Here is a 15,336-nt window from a genome sequence, read left to right on the forward strand (position 1 = left end):
GGGGACAGGCTGGACTGCAGGCCTGGTCGACTTGCACAGCCCGCCCCCGACCGCATTACCGGCGCGGCCGCCCTGTCCGACCGGCCGTCGTCCACCTCCTCACAGGAAGGTGCAGCCCTCGCCCCGGTACGTCGGCACGGACGCCGTCACCCGGTCGCCGTCCACGAGGTGGAGCGTGTCGAAACGTTCGCACAGTTCCCCCGCCTTGGCGTGCCGGAACCACACCTTGTCACCGATGGACAGGTCATCGGCGGGGGACCCGAGCAGCGGCGTCTGCACCTCGCCGGCACCCTCCTGAGCGTCGTAGCGCAAGCCCTCCGGCAGGTACGGCGCGGGAAGCCGGTCACGGCCGGCCGCGCCGGAGGCCGGATATCCGGCGCCAAGGACCGTGACCACACCGAGCCCCGGCCGACGCACCACCGGCTGGCTGAAAAGCGCCGCCGGACGGCCCCGGTAGGACGTGTAGTCGTCGAACAGGCGCGGCTGGTAGAGCCCGGAGCCCGCGGCGATCTCCGTCACCGCGTCCTCGGCGGCCGTGTGCTGCACACTGCCCGTACCGCCACCGTTGACGAACTCCAGGTCTGGAGCGACCGAACGGACCGCACTCACCGCGGCCGCGCGTCGCCTCGCCAGTTCCCTGCGGGCGACACTCTGCATGCCACGCACGGCGCGCGAGTGCAGCATCCGCCCCGCGACCGCGTCGCCGACGCCCGCGATGTGTGCTTCGTACGCCATGATGCCGACCAGTCGGAAGCCAGGTCGGCGCGTCACCGACCTGGCCACGTCGGCGAGGTGGTCCGGCTCGTGCAGCGGTGAGCGCAGGGCGCCGAAGCGCAGGCGGCCACCCAGGAGTCGCAGCGAGGTGTCGAGTTCGAGGCAGATCCTGATCTCCTCGGTGCCGCCGTCGCGTGCGGCGTCGATGAGGTCCAGGTGGGATAGATCGTCCACCATCACCGTGACCGCTGCGGCCAGTCCCGGGTCGGCGGCCAGTTCGGCGTAGCCGGCGCGGTCTGCCGAGGGGTAGGCCACCAGAACATCCTCGGCGCCCGCCCGCGCCAGCCACAGGGCCTCGGGGAGGGTGAAGGCCATGATGCCGGCGAAGCCCTCGCGCGCCAGCACCCGATCCAGCAGGGCCCGGCACCGTACCGACTTGCTGACCACGCGTATCGGTTTGCCGTTCGCCCGCCGGAGCAAATCCTCGGCGTTCGCGTCGAACGCCTCAAGGTCGACTATGGCCAACGGTGCGTCGAGATGTGCGGTGGCCCGGTCGTAGCGGACCCGGGCCGAGGTGTGGTCGGTGACCGGTCCCCCGGCGTCGGCTACTGCGGTGGTGCTGGGGTGCGAACGGTCCGTCGTGCTCAAGGTACGGCCTCTTTCGTGCTTGGTCTCTGCCCGGTGGCGACTTCGGGGTTTGACACCGTAGATGGCCGCGGCCAGCCATTTCATGGTGTGTAACGACAGGCGGCTCCACGGCTGTTGTGGGATGTGCACGGCCACCGGACGGTGCCATGTGCCTCCACCCCGTCGGCTGCACCCACGCTGGTTTGACGCCACCCCGTGAGCGATTTAGTCTTGCTTCGACATGTCAACTTAATAGTATGCGGTGGATGGAACGAGGTGTCTGCGGTGTCTGCAGCGAGCGTGTCGACTGAGGCCATGACAGGTGTACGCGCCTGCTCGCTGCCCGACAGCTGCGGAGTGCAGGAACCAGGGGCGGGCTGGGTCGACCAACTGGCCGACGTGATCACCAGGCGGATCACGGAGAAGGTGTTCCCGGCCAGGCGGGGCAGCGTTCCGTTCCACACGAGCCTGCGGCGTTTCGTGCGCACGAACGTGCTCTCCGTCGCCAACGCCCACGACGCCGTGTGCCCGCCCTGCGAAGAGCCGCAACGATCGGTCCATGAGTTCGGGGTGTGGGTCGCCGAGCAGGGTTTCCCGCTGACCGCCGTACAGAACGCGTACTGGACCGGCACACGCCAACTCATCGACGTCTGGGGCGAGATGGGCTGGCCGGGGCTCGCCCCCCTCCGGCACGTGGACGACGACCCCACGAACGTCCCCGGCCATGTCGTCTCCCAAGTCGCCGCCACAACCTTCGAGTTCGCCGAGCACGCCATGCGTGCGTCGGTCACCGCCTACCAGGAGGCCACCGCGAGTCTGCGGCTCGACGGCGCCCAGCGTCGCCGCGCCGTCGTCGACACGATCCTCGCCGCCGGCGGAAGCCGTCCGGACCCCGCGTGGGACACCGCACTCGGCTACCGGCTCGGCGGCAGCCATGTCGGCCTGCTCCTCGCAGCGGCAGACCGCCGCGAGGCCGACGCCGTCCTGAAGAACGTCCAGAGCCTCACCGGCGCCCGCGACCGGCTGCTGCTGCCACCCGACACCACCCAGTGGGTGGCCTGGCTGGGATATGGCAGGGCCATACCGGACACGATGTTCGACACACTGTGCCAGGCCCTGCGCGACTCGGGTCTGCACACGGCGGTGGGCCGGCCACGTCCCGGCGTCGGAGGCTTCCGTGCCACCCACCGCGAGGCCGTGCGTGCGGAAGGGGTGCGTGACAGGCTCGCCGCTCCGTCACCGTGCCTGTCCTTCCGGGACGTCTCGCTCGAGGACCTGCTCCTGCACGACCGCCCCTTGGCCACCACCTTCGTCAACGACGAACTGGGCGCGCTCGCGGACGGCGGACACCGGGCCGCACGGATGCGCGAAACACTGTCCGCCTGGCTGTCCAGCGGCACCCACACCGCGACCGCGGCCAGGCTGGGCATCCACGAGAACACGGTCCGCCTGCGGCTGAACGCGGTGGCCGACATCCTGGGCGCCGGCTACCTGGAGCGACGGGCGGAACTTCTCGTCGCCCTCCGGCTCTGCAACGCGCTGTCCGTGGCCCGGGCGTAGCGCCATGGTGCCGCGGCCCCGACATGTGAGCTGCACACCGTCGCTCACAGGGGCCTGACTGCGGCACGCCGCCGAGTACGGCGTGCCGCTTGCCGGATCCCGTCAACCTGCCTGAGCACGGTAGGGAAAGCCGAGACCGCTCACCCCGGTCACGCGTCGGACGTCGTCCTCATCAGGTGGGCAGCCCGTTCGGCGATGGCCAGGACGGTCGCGTTGGTCGGGGCGGACACCAGGGACGGCATGACCGAGGCGTCAGCGACCCGCAGGCCTGCCGTGGAGCGCACCCGCAGTTCGGGGTCGACCACCGCCAACTCGTCCGTGCCGATACGGCAGGTGCCCACGGGGTGGAAGTAAGTGCTCGCGGTGGAGCGCAGATAGGCACGGCAGGCTGCCTCGTCCCGGACGTCGGTTCCGGGAAAGAGTTCGGCCGTCGCCCGGGAGGCGAGTGGGTCGGTGCGGCCGAGTTCCCGGGCGAGCCGCAGCCCCGCGACGAGCCGGTCGAGGTCACGGTCGTCGGTGAGGTAGGCGGGGTCGAGCAGGGGCGCCGCGGTCGGGTCCCCGTTGTGCAGCCGGAGCGTGCCCCTGCTCGCCGGGTCCATGAGGGAGAAGAGGATGGAGAAGCCGCCGGGGTCCGCTCCCGTCCAGCGGGGGTGCAGCGCGGCCCCGACGAACAGGAGCAGCAGGTCGGGTGCCGCGTCCGCGGAACTGCGCGCGACGACCTGCGCCTCGGCCGAAGGCCCGGCCGCCTGTGGCGGTTCCGGTGAGCCGTACACCACGTAACTGGTCACGTGGTCCTGGAGGTTGGCGCCCACTCCGGGCAGATCGGCGGTGACAGCGAGGCCGACGCTCCGGAGGTGGTCCGCGGGGCCGATTCCGGAGAGCAGGAGGAGATGCGGCGACCCGATCGCGCCTGCCGCGAGGACGGTCTCACGCTCGGCGACCACGGTGCGCCTCTGGCCGGCGACGCTGTACTCCACGCCCCGGCAGCGGCCGTCGTCCACCAGCAGGCGGTGGGCGAAGGCACGGGTGAGCACGGTGAGGTTGGGCCGGTCCAGGACGGGCCGCAGGTAGGCGTCGGCCGCGCTCTGCCGTCGGCCCGCGACCACGTTCGTCTCCCGCCAGGACACGCCCTCGGCCTGCCGGCCGTTGCCGTCCTCCAGCGGCTTGTGCCCCGCTGCCACGGCGGCAGCGAACGCGGATGCCGCGAGCGGACCGGGTTCCGGCGTGTGCTCGATGCGCATGGGCCCGTCCGTGCCCCGCACCTGCGGGTCACGGCCCGGGGCGGTCTCGCTGCGCCGGAAGAACGGCAGGAGTTCCGCGTAGTTCCAGCCCGCGGCTCCCTGCGTCTCCCAGGCGTCGTAGCCGGCGGGATGCCCGCGGTGGTGCACCATGCCGTTGATGGCGCTCGACCCGCCGAGCACCTTGCCCCGCGGCCACGCGTGGACCGCGTTTCCGGTACCGGGCTGCGCGGTCGTGGAGTACGCCCAGTCCACCGAGGAACCCCACAGGCCGAAGGAGGCCAGCGGGTCGGGGGACGCCATCTCATCGGGTCCTTCGTCCGCGCCCGCTTCGAGAAGCGCCACGCGGACGTCCGGATCCTCGGAAAGCCTCGCGGCCAGCACGCAGCCGGCGGTACCGGCTCCGACGATGACGTAGTCATAGGTGGTGTGGCTCATATGGGTACTCCTGTCCTCCGACGCACGGGATGGAGCCGTACGCCTTCACCGCGGCGCAAATAGGCCGGCCGCGGCCCCGGACTCACCGTAGGCACGAGGGCCGTACCGTCCGATGTGCGGAGTTCACACAATCGCGGTCCGGGCGTGTGGAATTGCCACCCTGAGCAGGAAGCCCGCAGCGGCCTCGCACGACCTGTCCGCGGAGTTGTCCTCAGCGGAGCTCTGATGCACAGGAGGCGGCGCCCACCGTTGCAGGGACAGGTATGCGACCGCAGCACACCCGCCGCGTCAGTCCGTGCGCCGCTGGTTCAGATGGTCCAGGGCCCACAGAGCCCAGTCGCGCATCGCCTGGTACTGGCGCAGGCCGTACTCGGCTGCCAACTGTCCGAGTACGTCACGGCCCTCCGGCGGCTCCTCCGCCCGGTGAGCACGGTGGGCACTGAGTTGGGTCACCCCCTGCTCGGCGTGCTCGATGACACCGCGCAGCGCGGCAGCCGCCTCCTCCGGCTCCAGAGCCTCCAACAAGAACATGCGCAGCACCTGCTCATTGCGCACCACCCCTTGCCCCCAGGGCTCCAGCAGCCACTTGCGCAGCTCCTCACGGCCCTGGGACGTCACCGAGTAAGTCCGTCGCCTGCGTGGCCCTTCCTCGGTGACCTCCACGAGGCCGCGCTCCGCCATGCGGACGAGCTCCGGGTACACGCTCGTATGCCCGGCCTGCCAGGCGTACCGCCCGAGGTCCTGCTCGAACTCCTTCGTGAGGTCGTATCCGCTGGCGGGCTCCACGGCCAGCAGCCCCAGCAGGGCATGCGTCAGTGACATGTAAAGAGACTACATGTCGCATACGACACCTAGATGTGATGCAGGTGACCCGCAGGTCGTGGGAACGGCCGCCCTTGCTTGCCCAGGCCACACCGGCCTGTGGTCTCAGCCGGATCGTCGCACCGCAGCGCCTTCACCGCCCCGTCCGACGGTTCGGATCGCCGCCCGCGAGCAATAGCTCCGGTTTGACATGTCGAAGTCGACACATGCAGAGTCGGGTCCGCGCGACGTGCATCGTCACCCGGCCGTGAGCAGGCCGGGACCGAAGACAGCAACAGAACGAGGAGCCCTGACAGTGAGACCTATGCCCGGGATCGACGTCGAGCGTGTACGGGCGTTCGCCGACGCCGTCTTCGCCATCGCCATCACGTTCCTGGCCCTGGACGTGCGCATCCCCGAGGACCTGCCTGCTTCAGAACTCGGCCACGGTCTCAAGGAAGCAGTCCCCACCGTCGCCGGATACCTGCTCAGCTTCCTCGTCGTCGGGATGCTGTGGGTGTCCCATCACCGCCTGTTCCATACGGCGAAAGTGCTGGACGGCCCGCTGCTCTACCTCGATCTGGCACTGATGGCCGTGGTCGCCGTCCTGCCGTTCCCGACGAAGATCATCACCACGTACCAGAGCAACGCGCTCGCGATCTCTCTGTACGCCGGCACGATCACCCTGGCAGCGCTGCTGCTCACGGCGATGACGCTCTGGATCCGCTCACACCCGGCCATGTGCAACCCCGAGGCGCCCCGCTCCCTCAGCACCCAGTCACTGCACTACGGCGTGGGCACGGCGATCGTCTTCGCGACCTCGATACCGGTGGCCGCCATCTCGCCGGACGCCGCGGAGTACTGGTGGGTGGCGCTGGCCGTCCCCTTCCGGATCTTTATGGCGTGGCGTCGCTCCAGGGCGACCAGGCAGACGGAGTTGACGCCGGCCACCATGTCCTGACCTTCCGCAGCCTCCGACAGGACGGCCGCACCCGACTTCTGGATGGCTTCATGACCGAGCAGTCCTCCGCCGCACCGCGCCTTGGTGAGTTCCTGCGGGCCAGGCGCACCGCCGCCGATCCGGCTCGATGGGGTTTCGAGTCCGACCGGCACAGACGGGTACCGGGTCTGCGCCGGGAGGAACTGGCGCAGTTGTCGCAGGTGAGCGTCGCGTCCATTGCGCGTATCGAGCAGGGGCGCACCCATCGCGCGTCCAAGGACGTACTGACGGCACTGGCCGACGCCCTGGAGTTGTCCGGAGAAGAACGCGCATACCTGTTCGTCGCCGCCGGTCGCTCCACCGACGACGACGGGCGCCGATCCCCCGGTACACCGCACGACGACGCTGTTCCCGTCGCCCTCGCACAACTGGTGCACGATCTCACTGACGTACCCGCCCTCGTCCTCAACCGGCGCTTGGACATACTCCTGTGGAGCCGTGCCGCTGCCGCGTTGTTCGTGGACTTCGGCCTGCTCACGCGCCTGGACCGCAACCTGGTCCGGCTCGCCTTCTGCCACGAGCGCTACCGTGCGCTCTTCGGCCACCAGTGGGAGTCGATGGCACGGAACGTCGTGGCAGCGCTCCGCAGTCAAGCAGACCGGTGTCCCGATGACACCGCACTGCAGGCCCTCGTCGGTGAACTGGTCATCCACGACTCCCTTTTCGCAGCCTGGTGGGGAGCCACGACGCACCCGGTGTCGAAGCCGCCCCGGCTGACATGTCATCACCCCACCGCAGGCGAAATCACCCTGGAGATCCACGTGTTGAGGTCGGAGGGACACCAGCGCGCCGACCTGACCCTGGTGACATGCGCACCACGGCCCAACTCCCCTTCCCAGCAAGCCCTGCGGCTGCTCCTTGAAGGGATCGGCGATGTGGACCGGGCCGTTGCGGGGTGAGCACCACACAGTTCGCCACGAAGGATCATTCCCGTTGCCGAAGCCGCAGGGGGACACCGACCGGGTCACCGATCCCCGACGTTCATGCAGGGCCTTCCGCTGGGCGCCTCGGGCACCTTCCTCTGGTACCGGGACATCGCCCGCATCCTGCGCGACCAGCTCCCCGACGAAGCCGGCGACAGCAGCAAGGCCCGCACGCTCGGCCGGCGCCCGCAGGGCCGCGACGAGTGTCGCTCATGCGGCCGGTCGAGGCTGCGCGACCATGACCAGATCTGCGGGCTGAACGGTAGTCCAGGGGACTTCGCGAACGCGCGATCCGGGCTGGTGAGTGAGCTTCCAGCGGCGGGCTATGCAGACGATGGAGACCGTGAGTTCGGCCAGGGCGTAGGTGTCACCGACGCATTTGTGCTTGCCGACACCGAAGGGCAGGGTCGTTCCACAGCAGTTGGCGCGTTCAACCCACGCGGCCCGGCTTTTATGCCCGGCGGTTCAGGAACGGCAGGGGCTGTTCCCGAAGGTCGGGCCGAGGCCCAGCAGCCGAGGGTCAACTCCCTCACACCGATACCCGCTTGTTGCCGTATGGCACGAGGTGACGAGGCATCACCTGGTCCAGCCAGTCGTAGACCCGTGTGAAGGCCAGCCTTTGGGCGCCGGACTGGCAGTGGGCCTCACCGCCCTCGTCCTCGCTGAACGCCATGAACGTCTTTTCGCAGGTGAGGTGGTTGTACAGCTTCTCCGGCCGGCCTTTGAAGAAGACTGCTTCCCGCCCAGGCCATTCACTGCCGTCAGGCGTGGCCGTCGCGGCCTGACAGACGTGTCAGACGCTGCCCAGGCGGCCTCCGCGCGTGGGTCGTACGAAGACCCAGCGGTACGCGGCACTCAAGACGCATGCCTGGAACAGGGCGCCCACGATGATCCCTGTCCAGAACAGTTCGCCGGGAAGCGCGACGAACAGCAAAGAGGTCGGCGCGGTGACCATGAAGAGCCACACTCCCGCGAAGCTTGCCTCCGTGCGCACGATGAACGTGTCCACCCCGACCCAGATGCCCACGGCTGTCACCAGAGCCAGGTAGGCCAGGGCGACTGGGTGCAGCAGATGCTGACGGAGGGCCCGGGAGAGGGAACGAGAGGAGGAAGACATGATGCAACTCCGTTGCCTATGAGGGGCGCTGACTTCTTGAGCATCAGCATGTCTTCGCCCGGTGACCCGCGCTTGAGTACCGGTACTCAGGTCCACCTCCGCGATCGGACCTGACTGCAACGCGCGTCGTAGCCGAGGTGGCGGGACAGGGCATCGGCCAACCACGCCACGGGATTTCTCGCCTGAATCGACGTACCGTTGCCCCTCATCAACAGCTCCAAGACCCAAAGCATTTCAGCCGCGGGGGACTCCTATGAGGCGTCGTCCGGAGGCGAGGACATGGCCCGCGCATTGGGAAGCAGGGCGGACATCTTCCTGTACGTCGCCCCGGTCGCTCTGATCGCCTTCCTGGTCACGCTGTTCATCAAGGAGGTTCCACTGCGCGCATCCAACGGCCTCAGCCAGACCGCGAAGGCGGAACGTACGCCGTAGGAACATCAGATAGAACGTTCAGTCTTGACACGGTGCATCGGGATCGGGAAGTTGATCAAGGCAGAACGTTCGTTCCACCCAAGGGTGCGGACCCAAGCCAACTGCCCACGCTGCGCTGGAAATTCAAGAAAGTGACCATGCCACCACCCACCCCCACACAGATCGCCCGCCTCACCGAATCCCTGCAAAGGAACGTCCGGACCGGAGAGGTGACCACCGCCGGGCCCGGCTACGACGCCGGCCGACGCATTTGGAACGGTGCCGTTTCTTCCCGGCCGGGTGTCATCGTCCGGTGCGCCGACCCGGCCGAGGTCCGGGCCGCCGTCATCGCCGCGCAGGAGAACGGTGTTCCTCTGACGGTGCGCGGCGGCGGGCACGACTGGGCCGGGAGGTCCCTGAGCGATGGTGGCCTGACCATCGACCTGTCCGGCTTGCGCTCGGTGACGGTCGACGCCGAGGCTCAGGTCGCCCAGGTGTCGGGGGGTGCCACGGCTGCCGATGTCGCCGCCGCCGCTCACCGCTTCGGTCTGACCGCCGCAACAGGCTCTGCCGGGGCGGTGGGCATGGCGGGCCTGACACTCGGCGGCGGCTACGGATTCCTCATGGGCCGCTTCGGACTCGCCCTGGACAATCTGCTGTCCGCGGACGTGGTGCCGGCCGACGGCTCGATCGTCACGGCCGACTCCGATCGGGAACCGGACCTGTTCTGGGCCCTGCGCGGCGGTGGCGGCAATTTCGGTGCCGTCACCTCGATGCGGGTACGCCTGCATCGTGTGCCCACGCTTCTGTCCGGCATGATCCTGTTTCCGTGGACGCAGCTCGCGACCGTACTGGCCGGGCTTTCGGACGTCCTGGCCGAGAACATGGACGAGTTGACCGTGCAGTCGGGTGTCCTGCCCGGCCCCGACGGAAAGCCCGCGTTCTTCCTTTCGCCGACCTGGAGCGGTGATGACGCCTCGGCCGGGGAACACGCGTTGGCACGGCTCGGCTCTCTCGGAACGCCCCTCGTGTCTCACGTCTCCGCCACCACCGCGCCCGAGATGCTGGCGGGCATCGACGCGCAGTTCCCCTTCGGACGGCACGTCGAGATCCGCCAGCGGTCGGTACCGTCTCTCACCCCGGACGTGCGCGAGGCGCTGGACTTGGCCGGGTCCACACTGACGTCGTCCTACTCCGCCGTATCCGTGCACAGCCTGCACGGCGCCGCGACGCGCGTGCCCCTGGAGGACACGGCATTCGGCATCCGCACCCCGCATCTCATGATCGAGGTCATCGCCCAGTGGGAGCCCGCCGACAGCCGTGCGGCGGAACACCGCGCCTGGGCCGACAAGGTGAACGGCGCCTTCGAGGCGGACGCACTGCCGGGCGGGTACCCCAACCTGCTCGGGCCCGATGAGGCGGCGCAGATAGCCCACGCCTACGGCCCGAACACCGCGAGGCTGCTCGCACTGAAGCAGCGCTTCGATCCACAGCACGTCTTCCGCGCCATCCCGCTGCCGGATCCGGCGTAGAGCTCACCCGACCCACGCCCCATTCACCATCCCCAACCATCAAGGACGAGACAGACCAGTGAATCTGCGAAACCGGACGACTCAGTACGCGGCGACCATCGGACTGCTGGTGGCCACCACAGGGCTGGCCGCTCCTCAGGCCGTAGCGGTGACTACCGGCGTGAGCACCAAACCCGCAAGCAGCGCAGCGGTCAAGCCACTGGGCAAGCTCGGACCTCTGACGGGACTGATCATCGAGCGCCTTCTGGTGAGCGACGATGTCGCGGCGTCCAAGTTCGGCACGGACTCACCCATTGAGGACCCCCTGCGTGAGGCCCAGGTGCTGGAGCAGGTCCGCCGGCAGGCTGGGGCGGCCGGCGTGGACGCGGAGGCGGCGGTGGCGATCTTCCGCGACCAGATCACCGCGAGCAAGCAGGTGCAGCGCGGTCTGTTCGACCGCTGGACCGCTCATCCCGACGAGGCTCCCACGACGCGTCCCGACCTCGGTCAGATCCGGACCCGGCTCGATCAGCTGACCACGGACCTGCTCGTGGAGCTCAAGAACACCGAGCCCCTGCGCGGCAAGCCGATCGGCTGCTCGGTGCAGCTGACCCTGGCAGAAGTGACGGGAGCGGCAGTGGAACGCCTGGACACGCTCCACCGCCAGGCGCTCAGGACGGCGACGGACTCGGTGTGCGGCGCGAACGAGCTTGCCGCAGACGGGAGTTGAGCATTCGACCGTCGCCTCGGTGGACCAGGGCGAGGACCTAAAGCGGCCGGGGCCGGCGAACGTTTCGTTCGCCGGCCCCGGCCGATTGGCGTGGTGCCGATCTCCCTGTGGAAGGAGGCGGTCAGGACTGCGCTGCGGACGCGGCGTTGTCGGTGAGTTCCGGAATGGTGCGAGCCTTCAGGATGCCTTCGACGCCGTTGAGGAAGGTCTCGGAGATCAGCTTCGGGTCGAAGAGGCAGCCGGCCGCCATGGCGCCGTCGCGGAGCATGATGAAGTGCCGCCCGGCGGCCTCCGCCACTGTCTCGGTGGTCTGGGCCAGCAGGCCCGTGACCGTGTCGAGGAACCACTGCCGGTGGGCCAGGACGGCCTGGTGGATCGGGTGGGCGGGATCCGAGTACTCGGCCGCCGCATTGAGGAAGGCGCAGCCGCGGAACCCGGTGGAGCGGATGCCGTCTGTGATCGACCTGGCCACTGCACGGACCTGATCGTCCGCGGACGGGCTGCTGGCCTGGGCGGCGGCGACCTGCCCCCGGATGGCCTGGTCGGCCTGCGCGAGGTAGGCGAGCACCAGGTCTTCCTTGCTGGCGAAGTGCCGGTACAGCGTGGCCCGGGTCACCTGTGCCTCGGCGACGATGCGGTCGATGCCGACGGAATGGATCCCCTCGGCGTAGAAGATCCGCGTTGCCGTGTTGAGCAGCCGCGTCCGCGCCTCGGAAACGGTGCCGCCTTCAGTACTCCGACTCATGCTCTCCACGTTACCAAACGATAGAACGGTCAGTCTTGACATAGGGCGCGAGGGCCCTCTTGAATGGAGGTAGACCGAACGTTCTACTTCTCACACGCTTGGTGTGCCATGTCCTTCCCTCGATACGTCGTCTTCCCGAGCCTGGCCCTGGCCACCGTCGCCGGCCTGGCGAGCGCGCTCCCTTCTGTCGCTTCCGAGTTGTTTCCCGCGCCGGCTGACACCCGGCACAGAGATACCCCGGCCGTGCTGCTGGTGCAGGTGACCCGCGCCACCGCCTTGCACCCGATCCACGAGGCCGGGCACCGGCCGGAAAGCCGGCCGGAGCAGGACGCGATCAGCCGTACGACATCTACATGATCAACCTGAAGGGCCGGCCCACAGGCCACCCCGTTCGCCGTACCACCCGGCGGCGTCCCGGCATGTTCGCCCTCGTGGGACACCTCCTGGCTCGCCTCGGGAGTGTGCGCCGCCCGGGCGATTCGTGATCACGGGCCACGATGATCGAAGGCGATCAGCGGGTCCCCGGTGAGCGGGTGGCCGACCACTGCGGCCCGTACGCCGAAGACCTCGGCCATCAACTCGGGCGTGAGGACCTCGCGTGGCGGACCGGAAGCGACGACGGTCCCGGCGTGCAGGACGTGCAGCCGGTCGCACACGGACGCGGCGGCGTTCAGATCGTGCAGCGATACGAGGGTCGTCCGGCGCTGCGTGCGCAGCAACGCCAGCAGTTCAATCTGATGCCGGATGTCGAGGTGATTGGTGGGCTCGTCCAGCACCAGGACATCGGGCTGCTGCGTGAACGCCCGTGCCAGCAGAGCCCGTTGGCGCTCGCCACCGGACAGTGCCGTGAAGCGGCGCCCGGCGTAGCCGTCCATGCCGACGTCGCGGAGGGCGCGGGCGACGATGTCCCGGTCGGTGGCGTCCTCGCCGGCAAAGCCCCGTTTGTAGGGCGTACGGCCCATGGCGACGACCTCGCGCACGGTCAATTCGAAGTCGCTGTCCCGCTCCTGCGGGAGCGCTGCGATGTGCCGGGCCGACTGTCTCGCGGGCATCGTCCGGATGTCGGTCCCGTCCAGCAACACGCGCCCGGCCACCGGCCTCAAGTGCCTGTAGACGGTGCGCAGGAGTGTGGACTTGCCGCTGCCGTTCGGGCCGACCAGCCCCGTGATCTCCCCCGCGGCCGCTATCAGATGGGCACCGGCGACGACCGTGCGGCCCGCGTAGGCGACGTGCAGGTCGTCGATGTCGATCTTCAACTGCCGCTCCCCAAACGTCTGTCCAGCAGATACAGCAGTGTCGGAGCCCCGATGAGCGAGGTGACCACACTGATCGGCAGTTCCTGTGTGTCCATGGCCGTACGGCAGACGATGTCGACCACCACCAGGAGCAGGGCGCCGAAGAGTGCGGAGATGGGCAGCAACCGGCGGTGATCGCCACCGAGCACCAGGCGGCACACGTGCGGCACCATCAACGCGACGAAGGCGATCGCCCCGGAGACGGCGACCAGGACGCCGGTGAGCACGCTGGTCACCGTGAACAGTTCGCGTCGCAGCCGCGTCACGTCGATGCCGACACCGGCCGCCGTCTCGTCGCCCATCAGGAGGGCGTTCAGACCGCGGGCGCGGACCTGCAGCCACAGCCCGGTGGCCACGACGGTGACCGCGGGCACCGCGAGCAGGTCCCAGTTGGCCCCGCCGAGGCTGCCCATCAGCCAGAACAGGACGCTCTGGGTCTGCTGCTCGTCCCCGGCCTGCAGCACCAGATAGCTGGTGAACCCGGACAGGAACTGCCCGATGGCCACTCCCGCCAGTACGAGTCGCAGCGGCGCGAAGCCTCCACCACGCCGGGCAACCGCCCACACCAGGGCGAACGTTGCCAATGCGCCGACGAACGCGGCACCGGACAGGCCGAGCCCCAGCGCGCCTCCCGCACCGAGGCCGAGCACGATCGCCGCGACCGCTCCGAGCGAGGCGCCACTGGAGACGCCCAGCAAGTAGGGATCGGCCAGCGGATTGCGGACCAGCGCCTGCACCGCCGTACCGACGAGTCCGAGTCCGGCGCCGACGAGCGCGGCCAACACGGCGCGAGGGGCACGCAGTTGCCACACGATGAGGTCGTCCGTGCCTGGGCGCACCGGCTCGCCGGACAGCCGTCGCCACACCACGCTCCACACCTCGCCGGGTGAGATGCTCGTCGAGCCCCAGGCCACTGCCGCCGTCAGCGCGGCCACCAGGGCCACGCCGAGCACGATCGCAGTCGGGCCGGCCGGCAAGGTACCGCGGGGCCGGGCCGCGACGTCCGCACGTTTCATCGTGCTGTCGGCCACCGTCATCGGATCTTGTCCGGGTAGAGGGTCCTGGCGATGGTCTCGACCGTCTCGGCGTTCTCGACGCCCGCGATGGTGGTCCGCTCGGAACCGATGCGCAGGAAATGACCTTCCTTGACGGCTTTCAGGCCCTTGGTGGCCGCGTTCGACCGCAGCCACTCCTCCGCCGCGGTGAACGCCCTGTCGGTCGCCGCCCGGCTGCCCTTGTTGCGGACCCCGAGCTGGATCCAGTCCGGGTTTCGGGAGATCACGTCCTCCCAGCCGACCCGCTGGGTGGTGCCGTCGCAGTCGAAGATGTTGCGCGCGCCCGCCAAGGTGATCACGGCGTTGGCGACCTGGCGGTTGCAGATGGCGACCGGCTGCTGTGTGCCGGCGTCGTAATCGAAGAAGAAGTACGTCGGGCGCGCGCTCCGTGCTGTGCCGTCGAGCGCCTTGCGCACGGAGGCCACCTTCTTCTTCATGCCCGCGACAAGTTCCTTGGCCTTCGCGCGCGTCCCGGTGACCGCGCCCAGGGAGATGATGTCGTCCTCGACCGCGGACAGGTCGGTGACCGCGCCCTTGCCGGTTGCGGCGCAGGCGGTGGACTTGAGGTAGATGTGCTTGATCCCGGCGGCTTCGTACTCCTCCGCGCTGGGGGCCTCCCCCGCGCCGCTCATATTCATCGCGCCGAAGGTGTCGAGGTAGAGGTCGGCGCCGGAGCCGAGCAGTTTTTCCTTCGGGACCGCTCCCCTGCTGAGCACGCGCACCTTCTGGGCCTCGGCGTCGAGGCCGCCCGGCATGGTGCCCTTGCCGGGCGGAAAACCTGTGCCTATGACGCGGTCACCGACGCCGAGGCGCAGGAGGAGCTCCAGGCCGGCGGCATTACTGGTGACGATCTTCCGTGGAGGGCCGTCGAACCTCGTCCTGGCATCCGTGCAATCCGTGACGGACACGGGGTAGGAGCCGGAGGCCGCCTTGCCCGCACTCGTCTCCGCCGTCTCCCGGTGCGCACTGCCGCAGCCTGCCGTCAGCAGACCGCTCACCACTATGACCACAGCTGCGCCCCGCACTCGAGCATGCAAGGGATGTCTCCTGATCTACTCAGTACATGGGTGAACCTCCGTCACCTGGTCCAGTAGTCGGGGCCGATCCCCGCTCAGTTCCCGCGAGCCCGCGGTTTGTGCTCGGCTCAGGAACTCCGTGGCCGCCGGCGACG

16 protein-coding genes are annotated in these 15,336 nt (G+C 69.1%); 7 read left to right on the plus strand and 9 right to left on the minus strand.

Annotated elements, in window-relative coordinates; translation table 11 throughout:
* Window positions 1-99: 99 nt before the first annotated feature.
* Window positions 100-1,446: an amino acid deaminase/aldolase gene (locus MQN93_RS30505; protein WP_242712080.1), complete on the minus strand. Its 1,347-nt coding sequence runs from the start codon at window positions 1,444-1,446 to the stop codon at window positions 100-102.
* Window positions 1,447-1,656: 210 nt separating this feature from the next.
* On the opposite strand from MQN93_RS30505, the gene MQN93_RS30510 reads away from it, so the two are divergent.
* Entirely contained in the window at window positions 1,657-2,901 is a 1,245-nt protein-coding gene (locus tag MQN93_RS30510) for a PucR family transcriptional regulator (RefSeq protein ID WP_242712081.1), read from the plus strand.
* Window positions 2,902-3,050: 149 nt separating this feature from the next.
* Here the strand turns inward: MQN93_RS30510 and MQN93_RS30515 are convergent, their stop codons facing one another.
* Window positions 3,051-4,577, minus strand: coding sequence for a GMC family oxidoreductase (locus tag MQN93_RS30515; RefSeq protein WP_242712082.1), 1,527 nt, complete (start codon window positions 4,575-4,577; stop codon window positions 3,051-3,053).
* A 288-nt stretch (window positions 4,578-4,865) separates the two neighbouring features.
* The gene (locus MQN93_RS30520) at window positions 4,866-5,399 is read right to left on the minus strand and encodes a PadR family transcriptional regulator (RefSeq protein WP_242712083.1); all 534 of its coding nucleotides are present in this window, start codon (window positions 5,397-5,399) and stop codon (window positions 4,866-4,868) included.
* Between the two features lie 304 nt (window positions 5,400-5,703).
* On the opposite strand from MQN93_RS30520, the gene MQN93_RS30525 reads away from it, so the two are divergent.
* Together MQN93_RS30525 and MQN93_RS30530 are read left to right on the plus strand one after the other, a co-directional pair.
* A complete protein-coding gene (locus MQN93_RS30525; RefSeq protein ID WP_242712084.1) occupies window positions 5,704-6,339 on the plus strand; it encodes a TMEM175 family protein in 636 nt (211 codons plus the stop codon).
* A 50-nt stretch (window positions 6,340-6,389) separates the two neighbouring features.
* Window positions 6,390-7,277 (plus strand): helix-turn-helix transcriptional regulator, encoded by an 888-nt coding sequence (locus MQN93_RS30530; RefSeq protein ID WP_242712085.1) that lies wholly within the window; start codon window positions 6,390-6,392, stop codon window positions 7,275-7,277.
* Window positions 7,278-7,511: 234 nt separating this feature from the next.
* Here the strand turns inward: MQN93_RS30530 and MQN93_RS44425 are convergent, their stop codons facing one another.
* On the minus strand, window positions 7,512-7,706 hold the full coding sequence (locus MQN93_RS44425; protein ID WP_372504498.1) for a cytochrome P450: 195 nt from the start codon (window positions 7,704-7,706) through the stop codon (window positions 7,512-7,514).
* A 388-nt stretch (window positions 7,707-8,094) separates the two neighbouring features.
* Window positions 8,095-8,418, minus strand: coding sequence for an SCO4225 family membrane protein (locus MQN93_RS30535; protein ID WP_242712086.1), 324 nt, complete (start codon window positions 8,416-8,418; stop codon window positions 8,095-8,097).
* A 279-nt stretch (window positions 8,419-8,697) separates the two neighbouring features.
* Here MQN93_RS30535 and MQN93_RS30540 point away from each other — a divergent pair, with 279 nt between their 5' ends.
* From MQN93_RS30540 to MQN93_RS30550, 3 genes are all read left to right on the plus strand, one after another.
* The gene (locus tag MQN93_RS30540) at window positions 8,698-8,850 is read left to right on the plus strand and encodes a hypothetical protein (RefSeq protein ID WP_016432652.1); all 153 of its coding nucleotides are present in this window, start codon (window positions 8,698-8,700) and stop codon (window positions 8,848-8,850) included.
* A 137-nt stretch (window positions 8,851-8,987) separates the two neighbouring features.
* The gene (locus MQN93_RS30545; protein ID WP_242712087.1) at window positions 8,988-10,361 is read left to right on the plus strand and encodes an FAD-binding oxidoreductase; all 1,374 of its coding nucleotides are present in this window, start codon (window positions 8,988-8,990) and stop codon (window positions 10,359-10,361) included.
* A gap of 58 nt (window positions 10,362-10,419) precedes the next feature.
* Window positions 10,420-11,070: a chorismate mutase gene (locus MQN93_RS30550; RefSeq protein ID WP_242712088.1), complete on the plus strand. Its 651-nt coding sequence runs from the start codon at window positions 10,420-10,422 to the stop codon at window positions 11,068-11,070.
* A gap of 121 nt (window positions 11,071-11,191) precedes the next feature.
* On the opposite strand, the gene MQN93_RS30555 is transcribed toward MQN93_RS30550, so the two are convergent.
* Complete coding sequence (locus MQN93_RS30555; protein WP_242712089.1) at window positions 11,192-11,815, minus strand: TetR/AcrR family transcriptional regulator; 624 nt, start codon at window positions 11,813-11,815, stop codon at window positions 11,192-11,194.
* A 108-nt stretch (window positions 11,816-11,923) separates the two neighbouring features.
* On the opposite strand from MQN93_RS30555, the gene MQN93_RS30560 reads away from it, so the two are divergent.
* Window positions 11,924-12,172 carry a hypothetical protein gene (locus tag MQN93_RS30560; protein WP_016432656.1) on the plus strand — a complete coding sequence of 83 codons (249 nt, stop codon included), beginning with the start codon at window positions 11,924-11,926 and terminating at the stop codon, window positions 12,170-12,172.
* A gap of 128 nt (window positions 12,173-12,300) precedes the next feature.
* On the opposite strand, the gene MQN93_RS30565 is transcribed toward MQN93_RS30560, so the two are convergent.
* Genes MQN93_RS30565 through MQN93_RS30575 form a run of 3 tightly spaced genes read right to left on the minus strand, consistent with a single transcriptional unit; the run spans window position 12,301 to window position 15,190 of the window.
* A complete protein-coding gene (locus MQN93_RS30565; protein ID WP_242712090.1) occupies window positions 12,301-13,071 on the minus strand; it encodes an ABC transporter ATP-binding protein in 771 nt (256 codons plus the stop codon).
* On the minus strand, window positions 13,068-14,126 hold the full coding sequence (locus MQN93_RS30570) for a FecCD family ABC transporter permease (protein ID WP_242712091.1): 1,059 nt from the start codon (window positions 14,124-14,126) through the stop codon (window positions 13,068-13,070). Before MQN93_RS30570 ends, MQN93_RS30565 begins: the two co-directional genes overlap by 4 nt.
* 17 nt (window positions 14,127-14,143) lie before the next feature.
* Window positions 14,144-15,190 carry an ABC transporter substrate-binding protein gene (locus tag MQN93_RS30575; protein ID WP_372504490.1) on the minus strand — a complete coding sequence of 349 codons (1,047 nt, stop codon included), beginning with the start codon at window positions 15,188-15,190 and terminating at the stop codon, window positions 14,144-14,146.
* Window positions 15,191-15,336 lie beyond the last annotated feature (146 nt).

Origin of the sequence: Streptomyces spinosisporus, assembly GCF_022698145.1 — a bacterium.
GTDB classification, from domain to species: Bacteria; Actinomycetota; Actinomycetes; order Streptomycetales; family Streptomycetaceae; genus Streptomyces; species Streptomyces spinosisporus.